Origin of the sequence: Plectonema cf. radiosum LEGE 06105 (genome assembly GCF_015207665.1) — a bacterium.
GTDB classification, from domain to species: domain Bacteria; phylum Cyanobacteriota; class Cyanobacteriia; order Cyanobacteriales; family Nostocaceae; genus Rivularia; species Rivularia radiosa_A.
This window is the reverse complement of the sequence record NZ_JADEWL010000063.1, coordinates 1-19,220: the sequence shown is the minus strand read 5'-3', so window position 1 is coordinate 19,220 and position 19,220 is coordinate 1. Positions and strand designations below refer to the sequence as shown.

Here is a 19,220-nt window from a genome sequence, read left to right as displayed (position 1 = left end):
GTTAGGATGCATCTGCTATAACTCAGATACGCTTAAATCAAAAAAAGTATTATTCTTTGGCTATAAAAATATGATATATGATATGGGTGATAGATAGGTAAAATCATTTTTGTACCATCAATAAGTTACTCTGAGATTTTTTATTCCCTTCATATACTCCCTTGATACCTTGGATAACTCGCTCTAAGTCTTCGTCTGTAAGGTTAGAACCAGAAGGTAAACAAAGACCATGTGCAAATAAATCGGATGCTACTTCACCACCAATACTTTCACATTCAACAAATACTGGCTGCAAATGCAGTGGTTTCCATACGGGACGAGATTCTATTTGCAATTCGTTAAGTGCAAGACGCAGTTGTTCTCTATTGACACCAAATAAATCGGGGTTTATCGTCAAGCAAGTAAGCCAACGAGTCGCTTTTCCATAATCTGCTTCCGGCATAAATTCGATTCCGGGAAGATTACCCAGAGCTTGGTAGTAAATTTCAAAATTCCGTCTTCTTGCAGCGACTCTTTCTGATAATACACGCAATTGACCGCGACCAATCCCGGCTAAAACGTTACTGAGTCGATAGTTGTAGCCAATTTGAGAATGTTGGTAATGGGGTGCTAAATCGCGAGCTTGGGTAGCCAAAAACTTGGCTTTCGCGACTATTTCTGAGTCGTCGGAAACTAACATTCCCCCACCAGAAGTGGTAATAATCTTGTTACCGTTGAATGAATAAATGCCAATTTTACCAAAGGTTCCTGGGGTTCTACCTTTATATGTTGCTCCTAAAGCTTCCGCAGCGTCTTCGATTAACCCTACTTCATAACGATCGCAAATTTCTTTAATTGGATCAATATCTGCGCTTTGTCCGTATAAATGTACTAACAGTACGGCTTTGGGCAATTTCCCGATACTGGCACGTTTTTCTAATGCTGTCTTTAACAAGTCGGGGTTCATATTCCAGCAAGCGCGATCGCTATCAATGAAAACTGGTTTCGCACCCAAATACCGAATCGGATTAGCACTAGCGGCAAAAGTCAAAGTCGAGCAAAATACTTCGTCTCCTGCTTCCACACCCATGAGTATCAGCGCTAAATGAATCGCTGCTGTCCCCGAACTTACCGCAGCTGCGTGAGTAGCACCTGTTACATGACAAAATTCTTGCTCGAAAGCTTCTATATGAGGTCCCACTGGAGCAATCCAATTAGTGTCAAAAGCTTCTTTAATAAATGCTAATTCTTCATTCCCCATATGTGGAGTTGAAAGCAAAATAGGTTTAGACATAAACATAAATAATTAATAATTAATAATTTTTTGTGGGTGAGTAATTATGATTATCTGAGAAGATAGTTATCAGATTCACAAAGTTGCTTTAAGAGAAGGTAATAACCCTAGGTAAATTAGTTGGAATGACTATATTTTAAGGTAAAAGTCATTCCTGTATTCATAAAGATTTTGTATTCATTTATGTAACTTTGAAATCAAGGGATACAAACCCCTAAATTTATTCGTGGTAATTTATTTTTACCTCTTACCTCTTACCTTTAACCTTTAACCTTTAACCTCATTTGTAGGTTATTTCATTCTTGGTTGGGGTGAACAATAAGCAGGGAAAAAGTTGGTTTCTAGTAAATTTTCTACAGGAATATTCAAATATTTTGCTTTCATTTCCACAAGATAGCGATATTTTTCCTCATCGACGATCATTCTCAGGGTATAGAAAGAATGTCTAAGCTTAGAAAACCCAGCTTTAAAGTTATAAACCGCGTCTTTAGATGCACCAACTCCACCACCTAAATGCAGGAATTGATTACCGCGCTGATGAGCCCAATAACGAGCATAATCTGTTTCTAAACTACTCGGAGATAACTCGACAAATTTATCTTTGGTTCCACCTAATGTACTTTGAACAATACCACAAACTTCCGTATATAATCCTGCACAAGCGACTTGATTTTCATATTCAACAATACAAAGATGTAGTTTATCGCCTAAAACTTTCCACATTTCTTCATAATATGTTAAATCAAAAGAGTAATATCTTTCTGCTGCTTCTACTCTTCCCATAGTTTGTTGATAGATAGCAGTAAACTCTTCTAAATATTCTTCAATAGGAACAAATTTCGCTTCCATTCCCAAGCGTTTGCACTTGTTTATCGTGCTTTTATGTCCTTTTCTTGTATGTGACCATAGTTGAGATTCGGGAATTCTCAAATCAACAGAAACAGTTTCTCCGTTTTCTGTAAATAATCCCGGTTCAAAAATTTCGCTAAAGTTTTCATTGAGTATAGGATGCATTCTAAAAAAGGCAGAACACACATCTTTTTCCCCTAAAACCTGTTTAAATTCAGCCATTGCCGCATCAGGAAATCCCTCGGTATTCGCTGCGGCTTCACTCAATAAAATTCCTGGATAACCGTAGGGAGATTTAATATCAAATATTTCTTCTGTAATCAATTCCGAGGGGATTATATTATCGCATTTTGATATTAAATAAGGTGCGAAAAATATCTTGTCTCCATCACTAATTACAACAGCTTCCGGTATTTGTTTTGTGCGACTTGATTCTAAGGAAATATACTGTGGTAATTGATAAACATCATGATTTATTTTATCTAATGTTTCCATCCACAAAGAATTTGATAAATCGATAATTTGCGTCTTCATTACTATCTCTCAAGGTGATGTTTTTATGAATTGAGAATGAGCCAAAAATAACGAATTAACAATCTTTAACCTCTAACCTCTAACCTCTAACCTTTAACCTTTAACCTCTAACCTTTAACCTCTAACCTCTAACCTTTGACCTTTTATTCAGACCATAAAGTCGGAAATATCTCCGTATCAGTATAATCTGGATGCCCATTGGGTAATTTACGGCACATATTATCAAGGAAGTGATGAATCTGTTTGCCTTGATTATGGTAAACTTGATAACGGTTATCGTAGTCTTGCAAATACAAAGCAAACGCTAAACGAACTTGATCGCTGTAGTTGGGATAGCTACCGTGAATAGTCAAACAATGGTGAAAGCTAACCTGACCTTTCTCTAAAATTATCGGCACTTCAACAACTTTCTTCCCCTCTTCAAAAAAGGTCTTTTCGATCTCTTGCAAATTTTGGTTATTGAAGGTACGCATATGTTCGTTACCTTTCCATTTATGACTACCATCTATAACTACTAATGGCGCTCTTTTTTGATCGACATCATGGAAAGGAATCCAAGCGGAAAGCATTTTCTGAGAACTACATACGGATGAATAAGAGTAATCTGTATGCCATCCGACTACACCACTTTTAGTATTATTATCTATAGGAGCCTTATAAACCAAAGTGTCTTCAAATAGCCTTACTCCTTTACTTCTAGCTAATTTTGCCGCTATCGCTCCAATAATCGGTTGAAGTACTAATTTACGCAGTTCTTTCTTGCGATAAGAAACGTGTTGGTTGTTTCTCACAGCATCCCCGTCTCCCGGTTTCCAATCGCTGTATCCGGTGGTGTAGGGAATCGTCGCATCTGTTTCCCCACGATAGAACTGTTCAGCCCCTAAAAATGCTTCATCAAGAACCCACTCAGGAAGGATTTTTTTGGATATAAACCAACCGTGTTCTTCGTAAAAAGCAATGTCTTCTTCTGTTGGTAATAATTTTAGTTGCTCTGGGGATAATCCTTTAATTAAAGTTTCCATATTTGTGCTAATTTTTAATTAGTAATTAAACTCCTTTAATTATTCATTTTATAATTTATCGAGAATTTGCGTAGATATAACTCTTAACATTCGTTACAGTAAAGAACTCTTTGATAATAGCCACAACGCGACTAACATCATCTAAGGAATAACGTTGGTCTGTAGCTATGGTCAAAATTCTATTTGATAAATCCATGGCTTCCAAATCCTTTGATGTCATTCCGTTATATGGTTGCAGCCAATGAATTGCCGGAAAAATATTCTTCCCGATCAAATATTTACGTAAAGAGTCTCTAATTTGTTGGTTTCGACAAACTATAATGCTGTTAAATGGCACAGTTCCATGACTCCAGGAGCTAAAAAGAGGCTGCCAATCTTGATTTTTCTCGGCTAAAGTTAAATTTAAAAAATGCCTGATGTTCGCTTCTCGTTTCTGTCTAAACCTTTTGACATCCAAGCTGCTCAAAACATTTGCCGAAAAAGCTGAAATCCGATCGCAATTTATATCGCTAAGACTATCTTGACTCTCAATTTCAAGCTGTCGATAAGTATCTTTAGCAACATTACCACCGTTGAGATAAGCTCGCTTCAACAGCATAGCGCTCAATCGTTTATAAGCTCCATCACTCCCTGATTCTAAGGCTTTCGGCAACGGTCGATTTTTCCCAGACCAAATCATCGCTCCATCGGGAATTGGTAAAGTTTTACGCAGGGAAGCCATTGCGTAATCAGCTTGGCTCTGTAATGCCCAATCAGAAAAAGGGTCGTGAGTATGGTCTTCAATTAAAATTACACCATCGTGGTTGTGATGCCAATCCTGCCAAACTTCTCTAGGCTTAATACCAAATAAGTTTACCGCTAGTACTAAATCGCCGCAAGCAGCATCAAGAGAATTAAAATCCGGATATTTCTGGTTGGGTAAATCCCGGTACCAGCAAATATCAAAAGCCTTACTCAGTTTTTCCGCTGCTTCCATACAGAAGAATGATGGTAGATGCAACCTCAATTTTTGATTGCTCTTCTTCCATAGAATTCTTTCTAAACCAAATAAGCTCGCACACCCAGTAGAGAATAATTCGTAATCCGATGGTAATTCAACTGTTTGTCCTAGTGGACTAATAAAATCATTAGACCAATCGAACTCGGAGCCTATCTCCCATGGTTGTTTCATTTGCTGTTACCTCGTTGCTAGACTAAATAAATTAACCTTTAGCGTTGCTACCCATAAACTCTTCACCAGTCGCATAACCAGGCTGGCTGATTTCTTCTTTCCGCAATACTTTCACCACTGTCATCAAGATAATTTTTAAGTCCAGTAATAGACTCCAATTGTCTACATACCAGACATCTAATCGGAATTTCTTTTCCCAATCTCCATCCAACAATCTACGTCCGTTAACTTGAGCCCATCCGGTAATACCCGGTTTAACTTGATGACGACGCGCTTGTTCAGGAGTATAACGGTCTAAATACCTCACCAACAAAGGTCGAGGCCCCACAATACTCATGTCACCCTTGACAACATTCCACAGTTGTGGAAGTTCGTCTAAACTACTTTCTCGCAAAAACTCACCAAATCCTGTCAGACGCAATTCATCATCTAAAAGATTGCCCTTAGCATCCCGCTCGTTCGTCATCGTGCGAAATTTGTAAAACTGAAAAATCTGATTATCCTTACCCGGACGAGGCTGGCTGAATATTATCGGACTACCCATCCGCAAGTAAATCGCGATCGCAACTATTAATATCAGAGGAGAAAACACCAATAAGGCGATCGCCGCAACAACTCGATCTAAGGCAGATTTAATGATGCGACTGCCTTTACTTTTATACTCACTCCGTAATTCTTGTGCAATCATAAATACATCCCTTATTTTTATAATTCAAAAAATTGCCAACTATTAACTGCTTAGAGTTTATTTCTAAGCATTCAAAAGCAATGCAAGTATCTATTTCTACTCAACTAAAAAAATTAAGCGGAAGTCAAAGGAAACAAGCACTAAAAATTGACGAAAGCATTTAATTCATGTCAACTTTCAATTTGAAACTTGTATGATTTTTGACTTTGATGCCGCTATTAACTAGCTATGAATGATTGTGTAATTAGAACTGAAAAATAAATCTTCAATCCATAATAAACATAACCATAATTAGTTAAATTTTGTTGCCAATTTGGCAGTAATTTTCTCTCGTCAGATTTATTATTATCGACTTTGTGTTGAGAACTGCTTAATTTGCGGGGATTTTAGCGATAAAGCTGCGGAATATAAAGTTTCGTGAAGTTTGATAATGTGACGTAGGTCATAGTTGATGATTCGCTCTTGACCTCGTTTTCCAATCTGTTGAGCTTCCTGTGGATTGTCCATAACCCAAGCAATTTTAGCGGCGAGTTTTTCTGCATCTCCAACTGGGAAAAGAATCCCACTATTGCGAGCAAGTAAATCTTGAATTCCTCTAATATCGGTGCCAATTACAGGAATTCCCAAACTCATAGACTCCATAATACTTCTTGGTAGACCTTCTCTTTCGGAAGCTAGAACGGTTGCGACAGAAGCACGCATCCAAGTGGTAATATCGCGTCGGAAACCTAAAAAGCGGATTTGGTCTTGCACTTTCATTTGGTGAGCAAGCTGTTTTAAATCCTCAAGTAGGGGTCCTTCTCCTGCAAAAGCCACGCATATATTGCGTCTGTTTAAATGGGCTACAGCTCTTATAATGTCTCGATGACGCTTACCAGGATTCAACTCAGCTACCGAAAGGAATAGTGGGATATCTGGCTCCAAACCTAGTTCCTGACGCACCCGTTGGATATCAGTTTCTTGTATTTTCTCAGGACTATAGTAATTTAAATCTACGCCAATTCCGGGCATATAGTGGATACCAAAAGAGGAAACCAAGTTATGACGTATTGCTGCTTTTTGATCTTCGGTGTTGATTACCACTATTTCATCAGTCCAAGTACCAGCTATTTTCTCTAGAGCAACAAAAACAGCATTTTTTAATCGCTTACCTCCTGGATGAAAGTGGAAGCCATGAGCCGTATATATTACTTTAGTTCCTAAACGTTTTCTCAAATTTCTCAACGCATATCGAGTTACAAAAGCTGCAACCGGGGTATGTACATGAACTATGTCATATTTCTCTTGTGCTACTATTTTACGGATAGTTGATGGAGTCACCAATAAGTTGCGGGGGTCTAAAGGATTTCGCGACCATTCCACATCCCAAACACGGTCAAAGTTTTCTATGCATTGAGCATTTGCACAAACTCCACAAGCCATAGCATCGATTTGCCAGCCTTGACTGCGAAAATGCTTAGCAAAAGGAAGTAAAAAAGTAGTTAGAGTCTCTGGAATGGTAGTAACGATTAAAACTTTATTCACACTTATTTCCTCAAAAATATATTTTCTTTTATCTGCAATAGCTCTGTTAAACCTTGACGAATACTCACTTTTGGCGACCATCCCAAAGCTTTCAATGCTGTGTTATCCGCGACACTATGGCGAATATCTCCGGGACGACATAGCTGATGGATAGGTTGTAATCGTTGTTCGGTTAAATCATTGAGTAAATTAGAAATTTCTAGTAGAGATGTAGCTATTCCCCGTCCAACATTGAAACTTTTACCTTGTGCTTCGGGATGTTCCATTGCAATCAAATTAGCCTCAACCACATCATGAACATGAATGAAATCACGGCTTTGTAAACCATTCCCGTATATCGTCGGAGCGAGTCCTTGACCAATGCGATCGCAAAAGATAGAAATGACTCCAGAATAGGGACTAGATGGGTCTTGACGCAAACCGAAAACATTAAAATATCGCAGACTCACAAATTCTAATCCCAAAGTGCGAGCATAAAAATGCCCCATAAGTTCGGAAGCAAGTTTATCTATTCCATAGGGAGTGATGGGTATCACGGGCATGGATTCGCTTTTAGGAAGAGTTGGTTCATCACCGTACACCGCAGCACTACCCGCAAAAACAACGCGACGAACTTGATACTTGTGTGCTGTATGTAATACATTCAAAGTTCCCCCATAGTTTACCCCTGCGGTTGCGATGGGGTCTTCTATAGATTTGGGAACGCTAGCGATTGCAGCTTCATGAAATACATAATCGCATCCTTCCATAGCTGCTTCAACCATTGACAATTCACTAACATCGCCCACTAATAATTCCACATCATGGGGAGAAACCGCAGCAATGTTTTCAATTTTACCAGTTGATAAATTGTCAAGAATGCGAACTTTGTGACCTTTTTTAACTAAGGCTTCTACTAAGTGGGAGCCAATAAATCCGCATCCACCAGTTACTAAGAAAGTTTTACTCATGATGATATAGTGATGTTTTTTACTTTCAATTCTTCGACTAAAATATCTTTGTATAAGGCTTCGTATTGAGCAACAACCGATTGTAAAGAAAAATCATCAACGATTCTTTTCCGGGCTGCTGTTCCCAATGCAATTCTGTCGGAAGCATCCAAAAAGATTAATTCTTGCCAAGCATTAGCTAAGGCTTGAGAGTCACAAGGAGGTACAATTTTTCCTGTGTTTCCTACTATTAAACCCGAATCGCCCACATCTGTAACTACACAGGGTACCCCACAAGACATTGCTTCTCCTATGACTAAAGGAAAAGCTTCACCGTAAGCGGAAGACAAACTGACAATATCTAAACCCGCTATAATTCGATTAATATCATGACGTTCTCCAAGCAAATGGACTTGAGAACTGATATTTAATTCTTGGATTAATTGAGAAATAAAAGTGTTTTGTTCATTCACATCCGTACCAGCTAAAACGAAATTAACTTCGGAATAATTTTTCGCTATTAATGCAGCAGCGTTGAGAAAATTGCCATGGTCTTTCATCGGATGATAGCGAGAAATTAACCCAATCAATATTGAAGAATCTTCAACACCCAGTTCGCGTCTAAAATCTTTTCTGGCTAGTGGTGACGGATGAAATTTAGAAGTGTCAAAACCGTTAGGAATTACACAACTATTATTTGAATTATATCCTAATATTTCATGTTGTTTTTGACTATTTTGAGAGACAAAAACAACTTTGTGATTGAAGTGAGATATGCTAGCACCAATTTTAATTGTAGCTCTGGTCATTGTTTTTTCAGAGCTTAAGGAAGCAATCGAATGATGAATGCTCCAAAAAACTGGGATTTTACCCCAAGAAAAAATACTTGCTAATTGTGCTGCAAAATTGCCGTGATACATCCAACCTTGAATGATGTCGGGTTTAAGCTGATTTATAGTCCTAATTAATTGCCATACAGCAGCAGGTGTTGGTTTTCCTTGTTTCATTCCAATTGTATGGACGGGTATTTCTAAAGCTTCTATTTTTTCACCCCAAATACCTTTATCCATTAAAGAAACAACGACTGGGCTAAATAGCTTGCGATTAATTCTTGATAGTAGATGATACAGCATTATTTCCGCACCACCTGTATCAAGGTCAGTAGTAATAAATATAATTTTCATAAATTAGGAACTCCTAAAGTTTAATTTGGGTAAACTACTTGATTTGGATGAAACAGCTAACAAAGCAAACATCATCAATATTTCGCGGTCTTCTAAGACTGTATTGCTAAAAAGTGACCAAATTAAAATAAAGCTACCAAAAAATAAACTGAGATTCTTCGCTTCTCCAGTAGCATTTTTAGTGATTACTAAAACAAGTAAAGGTAAAATAGTTGCTCCGAGAAATCCATGTTCAATCATAAGAGTAAGATATACATTATGTGGCAAAATTTTTCCCCATTCGCGAATATAACCAATCCCATGACCGAGAAATGGTTTTTCAAAAAAACTTCTCCAAGCAACACTTGCAATGTCGGAACGTGAACTACCATCATCTGCTTCCCGTGCATCAGGGTCGGCAAAATTTGTTATTGCTTCTATTCTTTTTTCAATACTGTGATTTAAAATTCCTAATTCGCTTGCTTGATTTATTAAATAATTTCCAGCATTTCCGATAAAAAAAATAATTATTAATAAAGCTAAAATAGAATATAATTGGGAAATCGGTATCAAACGTTTTACGATAAACAGAATCAGTAAAATTACCAAACAAAGAGATGCACCTCTAGAGAAAGTTATAAAAGCACCAATAAAAACTAATAAGAAATAAGGTAATCTTGATTTTTTTGGTAATAATCCCATACTAAAAATTAGACCCATAATTAACGCAGCACCAGATTTATTTGGGTCTTTATAAAAACCAGCCGGTCTTCCAGTTTCATTGAATCCATTGAATGCTAACGGGTCTAATAATTCGCTAAAATTATTAACAATAGTGATAGAAATTGCAATAAATAAAGCATATCTAGCGTATTTACGAACAATAGGCTCTCCAGACAAAATTAGTGTCATTACCAGAAGAAATAGAACTACTAATATTCGTGTTTCTAACTCTTGAGTTACAAGTTCGGTTGGTACACTATGGAGAAAAGAAGCTGCGGATATTCCTAAATATAAGCAGCACCATAAAATCAGACCTATTGGTAGATATTGAAAATTTTGTGATTTCAATGAAAGTAACAATGGAGTGGAAGCTAAACACAATAGTATGACTAAATTTTTAGGAGCCGGAGTAATACCAGAATCGAAGAAATAATTATCTGCTTCTGTAAAAAACACTAAAACAGCAACCACTGCTAAGAAGCATTGATAATAAGTTAATAAGTTACTTTTAATTCTTTGGTGAACTGCTGTCATATCAATTTTTGTTTACTAATAATTTTATCAATTACTTAATAATTCCAAATATTTGTCAACAGCCTTGTCAACAGAAAAATCTTGAGTACGTTGTGCTAATATTTCAGAATTCATGGGATTATCAAGTACATTTAACATCGCTTTAGACAAAGCTACAGCATCACCCACCGAAACTAATTCTCCATATTTACCTGATTCGAGAATTTCTTTTGGACCTGTAGGACAATCTGTAGAAACAACAGGACAACCACAAGCCATTGCTTCGATTAATACAGTAGGTAATCCTTCCCAACTCGAAGAAAGTACAAAAGCACTGGCATTATACATATAAGCATAAGGATTACCTACAAATCCAGGTAAAGAAACATCTTCAGTTATTCCCAGACTTTTAACTATTGCTTCTAATTCCCCACGAGCTTCCCCTTCACCTAAAATTATTAAACGAGCTAATCTTTGTTTTCGTACAAGTGCAAAAGCTTTAATTAAAGTTGAAAAATCTTTTTGCTCTGTTAATCTTCCCACAGCCAAAAATACTGGGGGAGCATCTTGTTGAAACCAGGGATGATTTAAAGTTATTTTTGCCTTTAAAAATAATTTATCATCAACAACCGGATTATAAATGGTATTTACTTTTTCTTGTTCTAAACCTAATTGAGTCTTAATATCTTCAGTTACACCTTGAGAGACTCCCACAACAAAATTTGCACGAGGATAAAGCCACTTCATGAACAGAGGAACAAATCTAGCTCTCCATAATTTTGATTCCGCAAATGTTAAGGTATTATGTTCTACCAACATTAATTTAGTTTTCGTCCCAGCTAATTCTCTAGCTAATACAGCCGCTACATTAGCATGAGCAAGGTGCGACACTAAAGCGAATGGTTGATTTTCTTTTAAGTAATGCGATAAAGCTGGAATAGCTTTTAATACTCTGACTGATGCAAAATTAACTATACGTACATAACTTGGTACTTGCTTTAATAATGGCCCTTCGGCATCAGCTAAAACTAAATCTAAATCAATATCTGGTGAGGACATTCCTTGGAGTAAATTGATTGCAATCCTTTCAGCACCACCACCATATAAATTAGGTAGAAAAAAAGCTATACGTGGTTTATTCATAATTTTATTTTATATAGTACTATTGAGTAATTTGGATTCATTTTGATGTGTAATTTCTTCAAATAATTTATCCCAGCTATCCATGACATTTTCTAAGCTAAATCTTTCCGTAACTTCCGTAGCACGACTAGCTAAACGTATTCTTTCTTTTTCATTAGACATCAGACTATCCATAGCTTTAGCTAATGCCGATACGTCTTCAGTTGGTACTAAAATACCGTCTATATCATGACGAATAATCTCTCTGGGACCGCTCGGACAATCTGTAGCGATAATAGGACAACCACAAGCCATTGCTTCACCATGAGACATGGGGAAGCCTTCAAAACGAGAAGCCATCACAAATACTTCAGCTTTCTTTAAAATAGGGAATGGATTTTTGATAACTCCTGGGAAAATAACTTGATGGCTTAAACTTAAATCTGTTACGAGTTTTTCTAATTCCTGACGTTGTTCACCTTTTCCTAAAATTATCAATTGCCAATTTGGATAACGATTAGCAACTTGGGCAAAAGCAGATAATAATATATCAAAGCCTTTTTGATAAGTTAACCTACCCATACTAAGAATCCATTTTTTCTCGGAGTCTGCACCTATTGGTAAATCAACTTGGTTATCATTATTTTCTATTTTTAAGAAGGGGTTATAAATTATGCTTCTTTTATTTATTGATAACCAATCAAACCCATTATCAACTCCTTGACTAACACTGACAATTTTCGTCGCATAAGGATAGCTAAAACGGCGTAGTTTTTCCCATATTTTTCCATAGGACATTAAGTTAGGATCGCAATGTTCTGTAGCAATTACAGGTATTCCTGTTTGCAGCAGAGAAATTATAGTTAAGATGTTTGTTTCTGTGACAAATGAAATGACTACATCTGGTTTAGTAGAACAAATTGCTTTTCTTAATTTTGATAAGCGAGCTAGGTTATTAACTATAGCACTCACAGGATTTGCAGAATTTCCTAAAATTCCTAAAGCTAATCGATCGCTGCCTACTGGTAATGTGTAAAAATCATTATTTGTCCTAGACAGGGTAACTACAGTAACTTGGTATGCTTTATTTATAAATGCTTGTGCTAATAAAATTAGAACTCGTTCTGCTCCACCCGATGAAAGGGATGGTATGACAAATGTAATTTTCATTTTATTCTATGACAAATTAGTTGGTTTTATTTGAATGTCTCTTAAAAACTTGAGCGTAAAGAAGAGTAAAAAGCTAAAGGAAAGTAAATAAACACAGCTAGTAGACAAAGCAATTCCTTTGACTCCTAAAAAATGCATAAATATCAAGTTTCCTGCAATGTTAGCAATTAAATTTAATCCAGAACCCCACATTAAAATATAATTTTTCCTGAGGGATGCAATTACATCAACTACAAATAAAGCCGCAACATAAAATGGTATTTGTAATGCGTAAAAATTTTGAATATTAGCAACCAATTCTGTATCGCTAGCTGTAAATGAACCTCTTTGAAATAAAGTACTAACTATCAGTTCGGAAAAAATTATTACAACAGCCGTTAAAGGTACAGTCGCTAGGAATATTAATTGTAGATAACGTTTAAGCGAATTATTTACACCTGTCCAATCTTTTGTGGCAATCATTTTAGAAAAATAAGGAACTACAGCAGCATTCAATCCTGTAGTCACCAAAAGTATTGGTAGTGAAACTATTCTATTACCATAACTAAGTGCTGCGACACTACCGTTCGCTAACATTGCTGCCATTGATTGATCTATTATAAAAGCGCTACACATCAAAAATGATGCTGCTACTGTTGGCGTATATTGAGTTGCAACTTGAATAAATTCTTGATTCCAACCATACCATTTAGGCAATATAGAAATTCCTTGTCGCTTTAAACCAACTCCAAGTATTGCTATTTCCGCAATTGTGCCACAGATTAATCCTGCTGCTAAAGCAAAACTACCCCATGTTTCGGATGCTAAAAGAAATACAATGGTAATTGTAGGAGTCAAAATTGGACTAATTGCAACTAACGCAAAATGCTCTCCTGCATTCAATACACCACCCCAAATAATTTGAATCCCGCTTAACAGAACCAGAGGTGAAATTGCACAAGTTAACCAAAATGCTAGGTCTAATTTTTCTTTGTTAAAACCCGCTGCAATTAATGGTAAATACAACGGTGTAAAAAATAAAATTAATGCTGTTGTAATTGTCAGCAAACCTATACTTGCGAGAGTCACTCCAGAAAAAAGTTTTTGAGCAGCTTTTCTTCCTTGTTTTTCCCGCACCTGCATATAAGTAGGAATCAATGCAGCTTTTAATGAACCAGCTATGACATTAATAATAAAGGAGGGAACGAGCAAGGCGATTAAAAATGCATCCAGCGCATCTCCAGTACCAAACTTCCAAGCAACCACTAATTCTTTGAACATTGCGGCTACTTTGACGAATAGCGTTCCCATTCCCACAATCATCGCTGCACCGAAAATTTTGCGATTGGTGGAACCGCTTGTTAGTTTTTTCCAAAAAGTAAATAAGCTCTGCAATCGCAAAATTTTCATTTTCGTTTCAGTTTCTCACCGCTAACGTGACACAAATTGATTGCTACCCGAATAATCTTCTCCTCCTGCATTTGCGTCTACAACAATACTGCGTAATAAGGAGTTATATCCTGTAGACTCTTCCCAAATATCTACATTTGCTAGTCTGATTGAATATTCAGGACGATTGTATAATCTAGAATCGGGGTCGGGGAGATTGAGGAATATGTCATACTCTCCTGATGATATATTTACTGGTAACCCAGCTTCAATATTTACCGTTGTAGTGTCGCCGGGTAACCATCTCCGGGGGTCTTGTTCATTTACACGTAAGTAGTATTCCTGAGTTGTATCCCTACTCCGTAAAACTATTTCTAACAAACGGGGATTGTACGCACTAGCCCATCCAACATTTTCGATGTTTAGTTGAGCAAAAAATCTACCACCCGGTTTTACAATATTGGTAATCTCTGAATTCACAAGGTTGAATCGGTAGCCTAAACGACGTTCAATTTCTCCGAAACAGTCTTGATTTTTCCAAGTATCTAATACACCCTTCTCAAACTCTGAGTTTAAACTACTCCAGCGCATTCTGGCTAACTCGTTCAAAGCATTGTCGCAGCCTATATATGGTTGCGCTCTACTATCGGAGTTACAGGTTTCTCCTCCCTGTACCACATACAAGTTCTCCTGGTTGAGAAAATCTTTTTGCTGCTCAATATCATCTTCAATTAAATAAGTTCCTCCATCGTCTCGACTAGCTAAGAAACAATCGTTAAGCGAACCTGTTCTAGCTCGGTTACTACCATTAAATGCTTCAGAAGAAGTTAAAGGATTTTCATTGTCATAGATTCTCTTCTTATAGTATGGATAGCGTAAAGCTACCATTCTTTGATCAGGAACTACAGACAAAAATTTAAACAAAATGTCTGTCATGTCTGGGGTATTTAGCAAATCATTTGTTGAACGATTCCACTCTCCCCAAGCTCCAATAAAACCCGCGTGTACGTATGCAATGGCATCGTAATCTGCTTGTAATACTGGCTGTAATTGTTCCATATGAGAAAGGATTCTATCTTTGGAAGCATCAAGTCCTCCTAGTTCCCAATTATATGCAAATCTTATTATCAGTTTTACTCCAGACTCGCGGGCTTTTTGTAAATCGCTAGATACTAAATCAAGAAAAGATTGAGGTAATGCACTTTCTTTATAATCAGCTAATGAGTAAAGCCGACGAACCAAACTCATATTTTGATTTTTGGCTCTTTGTATTTGATCTAAAGAAATTGGACTGCTCCCATCTGGACCAGAATTCACATAAAATCCCCGTTCTGGATTCGCAAAATTCTCGAAACTTTCGCTATAGTTCGTATTTACTGTCGAAGCATTTAAAGGCATGATACGACATCCATAAGCTATAGTACTAATCGCCATTAAAGATAAAGTCCTGGCGCACTTTTTCAAGCTCCTAATCATACCTTTAATTTTTTAAACAACATCTTGTAAACATTAAGTTTTACAAACATATTAATATCACAAGATGAGTCTTTTTTTTTTCTGATTCCATAAATATTTTAAATATTTCTTTTGAAATATTTATGTATTTATGCACTATGCACTTTTTGGTTCTACTTTTATTTGAGTAGTTTCATTGGTGTTATTTGTCACAGAATTACTATTTGTTAAACTATACTTTTGCCCCCGATTTTCTAAATATTTAGGTTTATATCCCGGTACTAATTGCTCTAACAAATACATGATTGTATTCGTATCATTCTTATCCGCTGCCTGCCGGAGTGCTTCTACTGAAATCTTTAAATTATTCGGTATAATCCTACTCGAATTCTTCACCATAAATAGCTTTTCATGCTCAGTTGGGTCGTAAACTTCTCCTTCTATAAACAACTCTTCAAATAGTTTTTCACCTGGTCTTAACCCGGTAAAAACAATATCTATATCTTGATTTACTTTGTAACCTGAAAGGCGAATTAATTCTGAGGCTAAATCAACAATTTTTACAGGTTCACCCATGTTGAGCATCAATACTTCTCCACCTCTACCCAAAACTGCTGCTTGTAAAACTAGCTGCACTGCTTCGGGAATGGTCATAAAGTAACGACAGATATCTGGATGAGTTACTGTTACCGGACCACCTGCGGCAATTTGTTTTTTAAAGGTGGGAACAACGCTGCCACGACTACCTAAAACGTTGCCAAATCTCACTGCTAAATAAGAGTTACCGCTTTCTTTGGCTGCTTGTAACACTAACATTTCCGCAACTCTCTTACTCGCACCCATGACGTTGGTGGGATTAACGGCTTTATCGGTGGAAATCATCACGAAATGTTTGACGTTGCATCGTAATGCTTCATCCAGTAAGTTTTTAGTGCCAATTACGTTATTGCTGATTGCTTCTGGTGAATTCAATTCCATCAAGGGAACGTGTTTGTGTGCAGCAGCATGGAAAATTACGTCTGGCTGGAATTTATCAAAGGCGTGTCTGAGTCTATCCTTAAAGCGGATATCGGCGATAAATCCTAAAACTACAGTCGCGTGTTCTTGGGTTTTACTATAGTTTTTTAACTCTTGTACTAGCTGATTTAACTCTTGCTGAATATTGAAAACTGAATTTTCCCCATGTCCCACCAACATGATTTCTTTCGGGTGACACAAGCAAATTTGACGGCACAGTTCGCTACCAATGGAACCACCAGCACCTGTAATCAATACTCTTTTACCTTTGAGAAATTGAGCAACTTTCTCAATTTCTGTCTGTACCGGCTCCCGCCTGAGTAAATCCTCAATCCTCACATCTCGAATGCTGTCTAAGCGCACTTTACCATTGAGAATTTCATGTATTCCCGGTAAGGTACAGGTTTGTACTCCCGCTGATTTACAAATATCAACTATTTCCCGAATCACTTCCCCCGCAACTGATGGTATGGCAATAATTACTTTGTCCACCCTCAACGGTTGCAAAACTTCAGGGATTGCATGGCGATCGCCAACTACATAAATTCCCCGAATCCGGGCGTTTAATTTGCTTCTATCGTCGTCGATAAATGCTACAGGACAAAATTCCAAGCTCCTCTGCATTTCCTGCACCAAGCTTACTCCTGCACTCCCCGCACCGACTATCAGTACTCGTTCCCTTTGATGGGGAAATCCAGGAGTAAAGGCTGTACGCGAATGTCTGACTCGTTCAACAACTCGAACGCTAAAACGCAATGCACCAATAAAAATTATTGATAGCAATCCATCGATAAATGGTAGCGATCGCGGTAGTCTATCTACTGTCCAAGGTAAAGTAAAATTTACAACGTCGAATAACAGGGTTTGGATTACTACCGCAGCCAATATCAACATAGCTACATATGTCAATTCTTCTACACTCGCATAACGCCAGTAACGACGATAAAAACCAAAGCTATAAAGTACACCAATTTTTACGGTCAAAAACAGTAATGTTGCCTTTACTAAATCAGATATGTAGGATTGAAGAGCTAAATCACCATCCAAACGCAATATCAACGCTAAAAGCGGCGTGATGGCAAACACAGTCACATCAAAAATCAATAAATGGCGGTTTCTTAGCTTCAATAATTTACTCAACAAAATTTTTGTTGATTTATCAATTAGCCAATGAGAAACCATGAATAAACTATTCATCGCTAGGAATATCTCCTGGGAAATCTGCAACAAACATACCCTTGAATACAGCAATCAGGGCATTAATAACTAATGCAATTAATCTTGATTGTTCGCACGGACTACTAAAATAAACCTATGAAACAATCATCAATAGACAAAAGTAATTGAAAAATTTAGTAACTCGATTGAATTTAACCTCAAAATTACTATCGATACTAAAAAATCGGTTTGATTAATTCTCTAAAAGCTTTTGTTTAAGGTGCTAGATACATTACTTCTCCTAGTTAATCAATATCATTAAATATCTACAAATCAAGCGCTTTTATGCACCAAAGAAAAAGCACTCACAAAAATTAATCGCCTTAAATAGACTGTTTGGAGTAGTTTGGAGTAATTATTATACAGGGGGTTTGTATAGCAGTTGAGTAAGTAATTTCCAAACTCCTACTTGCTATTTGATTTTCCCTAAAGGCAATGTATCAATTGTGGCAAATAAATCAATCAAATATTATCCAAACTTATTAACCTAATATGTTTTATATCAAGTTAACTTAATAGTTTTGCGTTGATTATTTCGTTTTACCCAAATTTTGACATTACAATCTTGCACCAAAAAATGTTCTATAAAATTAATCTTGCTCCAACCACGTTTTACTTAGCGGTCACCAATAGTCACACTTAACACTCTATACGAACAGCTTTAAGATTCGAGCAAGTAAAAATTATTTAAAATTATTACTTGCTGTAACCTATCTAACTGTTTTTTCTCTCAATATAATATTTAACAGTTTTTATGAGTTAAGTCATGCCAATTTGGCATTAATTTGATGCTTTCGTAAATCGAGTGACAATTTTTTATTAAGATACTTTCACCTAAACCTTGGCTTGCAAAGATTTGAGCCATTCTGTATTTACACCAGACTCGCGAGTTAATGCAATTCTTCCAGTACGGGCAATTTCTCGTAAACCAAACTTTTGCAATACCTGAACTATGGCGACTATTTTTCCTGGATCTCCGACAACTTCCACAGTTAGGGAATCTTCTGCAACATCTACCACTCGTGCGCGAAAAATCTGAGCTAATTCAACTATTTCGGAACGATTGCTGCTAGTAGCATTTACTTTGATCAACATTAACTCTCGTTCCACACAAGGTATTTCAGTAATGTCCTGAACCTTAAGAACATTAATCAACTTGTATAATTGCTTAGTAAGTTGTTCAATAATATGGTCATCACCGGGTACAACCATAGTAATTCGAGAAATTCCTGATTGCTCGGCGGGGCCTACCGCAAGACTTTCAATATTAAAGCCGCGACGAGCAAATAAACTAGCAATACGCGAGAGAACTCCCGCTTCATCTTCTACAAGTACCGAAAGCGTATGTTTCATCGTATCAGGGAATAGGGAATAGGGAATAGTGAATAGTGAATAGGGAATAGTGAATAGGGAATAGTGAATAGTGAGTAATGATTAAATTAGATTATAGTTTTGGGGGGACGGATGTCAAAGGTTAAGAG

General features: G+C 36.9%; 15 protein-coding genes. All 15 read right to left on the bottom strand.

Features of this window, described 5'->3' with window-relative positions; genetic code table 11:
* Positions 1–103: 103 nt before the first annotated feature.
* Entirely contained in the window at positions 104–1,273 is a 1,170-nt protein-coding gene (locus IQ247_RS18135; RefSeq protein WP_193922460.1) for a DegT/DnrJ/EryC1/StrS family aminotransferase, read from the bottom strand.
* 291 nt (positions 1,274–1,564) lie between these two features.
* Positions 1,565–2,656 (bottom strand): peptidoglycan bridge formation glycyltransferase FemA/FemB family protein, encoded by a 1,092-nt coding sequence (locus tag IQ247_RS18130; protein ID WP_193922458.1) that lies wholly within the window; start codon positions 2,654–2,656, stop codon positions 1,565–1,567.
* Between the two features lie 143 nt (positions 2,657–2,799).
* Positions 2,800–3,678 carry a phytanoyl-CoA dioxygenase family protein gene (locus IQ247_RS18125; RefSeq protein ID WP_193922452.1) on the bottom strand — a complete coding sequence of 293 codons (879 nt, stop codon included), beginning with the start codon at positions 3,676–3,678 and terminating at the stop codon, positions 2,800–2,802.
* Positions 3,679–3,733: 55 nt separating this feature from the next.
* Entirely contained in the window at positions 3,734–4,849 is a 1,116-nt protein-coding gene (locus IQ247_RS18120) for an aspartate aminotransferase family protein (protein WP_193922450.1), read from the bottom strand.
* A gap of 31 nt (positions 4,850–4,880) precedes the next feature.
* Positions 4,881–5,537 carry a sugar transferase gene (locus IQ247_RS18115; protein WP_193922448.1) on the bottom strand — a complete coding sequence of 219 codons (657 nt, stop codon included), beginning with the start codon at positions 5,535–5,537 and terminating at the stop codon, positions 4,881–4,883.
* A gap of 345 nt (positions 5,538–5,882) precedes the next feature.
* Positions 5,883–7,061: a glycosyltransferase family 4 protein gene (locus IQ247_RS18110; protein ID WP_193922446.1), complete on the bottom strand. Its 1,179-nt coding sequence runs from the start codon at positions 7,059–7,061 to the stop codon at positions 5,883–5,885.
* Positions 7,062–7,063: 2 nt separating this feature from the next.
* The gene (locus IQ247_RS18105; RefSeq protein ID WP_193922444.1) at positions 7,064–8,011 is read right to left on the bottom strand and encodes an NAD-dependent epimerase/dehydratase family protein; all 948 of its coding nucleotides are present in this window, start codon (positions 8,009–8,011) and stop codon (positions 7,064–7,066) included.
* Entirely contained in the window at positions 8,008–9,174 is a 1,167-nt protein-coding gene (locus IQ247_RS18100) for a glycosyltransferase family 4 protein (RefSeq protein ID WP_193922442.1), read from the bottom strand. Before IQ247_RS18100 ends, IQ247_RS18105 begins: the two co-directional genes overlap by 4 nt.
* A 3-nt stretch (positions 9,175–9,177) precedes the next feature.
* Complete coding sequence (locus IQ247_RS18095) at positions 9,178–10,410, bottom strand: O-antigen ligase family protein (protein ID WP_193922440.1); 1,233 nt, start codon at positions 10,408–10,410, stop codon at positions 9,178–9,180.
* Positions 10,411–10,437: 27 nt separating this feature from the next.
* Positions 10,438–11,532, bottom strand: a complete 1,095-nt coding sequence (locus IQ247_RS18090; protein ID WP_193922438.1) for a glycosyltransferase — start codon at positions 11,530–11,532, stop codon at positions 10,438–10,440.
* Positions 11,533–11,541: 9 nt separating this feature from the next.
* On the bottom strand, positions 11,542–12,681 hold the full coding sequence (locus IQ247_RS18085) for a glycosyltransferase family 4 protein (RefSeq protein WP_193922436.1): 1,140 nt from the start codon (positions 12,679–12,681) through the stop codon (positions 11,542–11,544).
* Between the two features lie 6 nt (positions 12,682–12,687).
* Positions 12,688–14,070 carry a murein biosynthesis integral membrane protein MurJ gene (gene murJ / locus IQ247_RS18080; RefSeq protein ID WP_193922434.1) on the bottom strand — a complete coding sequence of 461 codons (1,383 nt, stop codon included), beginning with the start codon at positions 14,068–14,070 and terminating at the stop codon, positions 12,688–12,690.
* 21 nt (positions 14,071–14,091) lie between these two features.
* Positions 14,092–15,483 (bottom strand): DUF4832 domain-containing protein, encoded by a 1,392-nt coding sequence (locus IQ247_RS18075; protein WP_228059842.1) that lies wholly within the window; start codon positions 15,481–15,483, stop codon positions 14,092–14,094.
* A gap of 177 nt (positions 15,484–15,660) precedes the next feature.
* A complete protein-coding gene (locus tag IQ247_RS18070; RefSeq protein ID WP_193922430.1) occupies positions 15,661–17,718 on the bottom strand; it encodes a polysaccharide biosynthesis protein in 2,058 nt (685 codons plus the stop codon).
* Between the two features lie 855 nt (positions 17,719–18,573).
* A complete protein-coding gene (ilvN, locus tag IQ247_RS18065) occupies positions 18,574–19,092 on the bottom strand; it encodes an acetolactate synthase small subunit (RefSeq protein ID WP_193922500.1) in 519 nt (172 codons plus the stop codon).
* Between the last annotated feature and the right edge of the window lie 128 nt (positions 19,093–19,220).

Excerpts from the sequence above, each read along its gene's own strand:
- IQ247_RS18135 (WP_193922460.1), bottom strand. The coding sequence starts at position 1,273 with ATGTCTAAACCTATTTTGCTTTCAACTCCACATATGGGGAATGAAGAA.
- IQ247_RS18130 (WP_193922458.1), bottom strand. The coding sequence starts at position 2,656 with ATGAAGACGCAAATTATCGATTTATCAAATTCTTTGTGGATGGAAACA.
- IQ247_RS18125 (WP_193922452.1), bottom strand. The coding sequence starts at position 3,678 with ATGGAAACTTTAATTAAAGGATTATCCCCAGAGCAACTAAAATTATTA.
- IQ247_RS18120 (WP_193922450.1), bottom strand. The coding sequence starts at position 4,849 with ATGAAACAACCATGGGAGATAGGCTCCGAGTTCGATTGGTCTAATGAT.
- IQ247_RS18115 (WP_193922448.1), bottom strand. The coding sequence starts at position 5,537 with ATGATTGCACAAGAATTACGGAGTGAGTATAAAAGTAAAGGCAGTCGC.
- IQ247_RS18105 (WP_193922444.1), bottom strand. The coding sequence starts at position 8,011 with ATGAGTAAAACTTTCTTAGTAACTGGTGGATGCGGATTTATTGGCTCC.
- IQ247_RS18100 (WP_193922442.1), bottom strand. The coding sequence starts at position 9,174 with ATGAAAATTATATTTATTACTACTGACCTTGATACAGGTGGTGCGGAA.
- IQ247_RS18095 (WP_193922440.1), bottom strand. The coding sequence starts at position 10,410 with ATGACAGCAGTTCACCAAAGAATTAAAAGTAACTTATTAACTTATTAT.
- IQ247_RS18090 (WP_193922438.1), bottom strand. The coding sequence starts at position 11,532 with ATGAATAAACCACGTATAGCTTTTTTTCTACCTAATTTATATGGTGGT.
- IQ247_RS18085 (WP_193922436.1), bottom strand. The coding sequence starts at position 12,681 with ATGAAAATTACATTTGTCATACCATCCCTTTCATCGGGTGGAGCAGAA.
- murJ (WP_193922434.1), bottom strand. The coding sequence starts at position 14,070 with ATGAAAATTTTGCGATTGCAGAGCTTATTTACTTTTTGGAAAAAACTA.
- IQ247_RS18075 (WP_228059842.1), bottom strand. The coding sequence starts at position 15,483 with ATGGCGATTAGTACTATAGCTTATGGATGTCGTATCATGCCTTTAAAT.
- IQ247_RS18070 (WP_193922430.1), bottom strand. The coding sequence starts at position 17,718 with ATGAATAGTTTATTCATGGTTTCTCATTGGCTAATTGATAAATCAACA.
- ilvN (WP_193922500.1), bottom strand. The coding sequence starts at position 19,092 with ATGAAACATACGCTTTCGGTACTTGTAGAAGATGAAGCGGGAGTTCTC.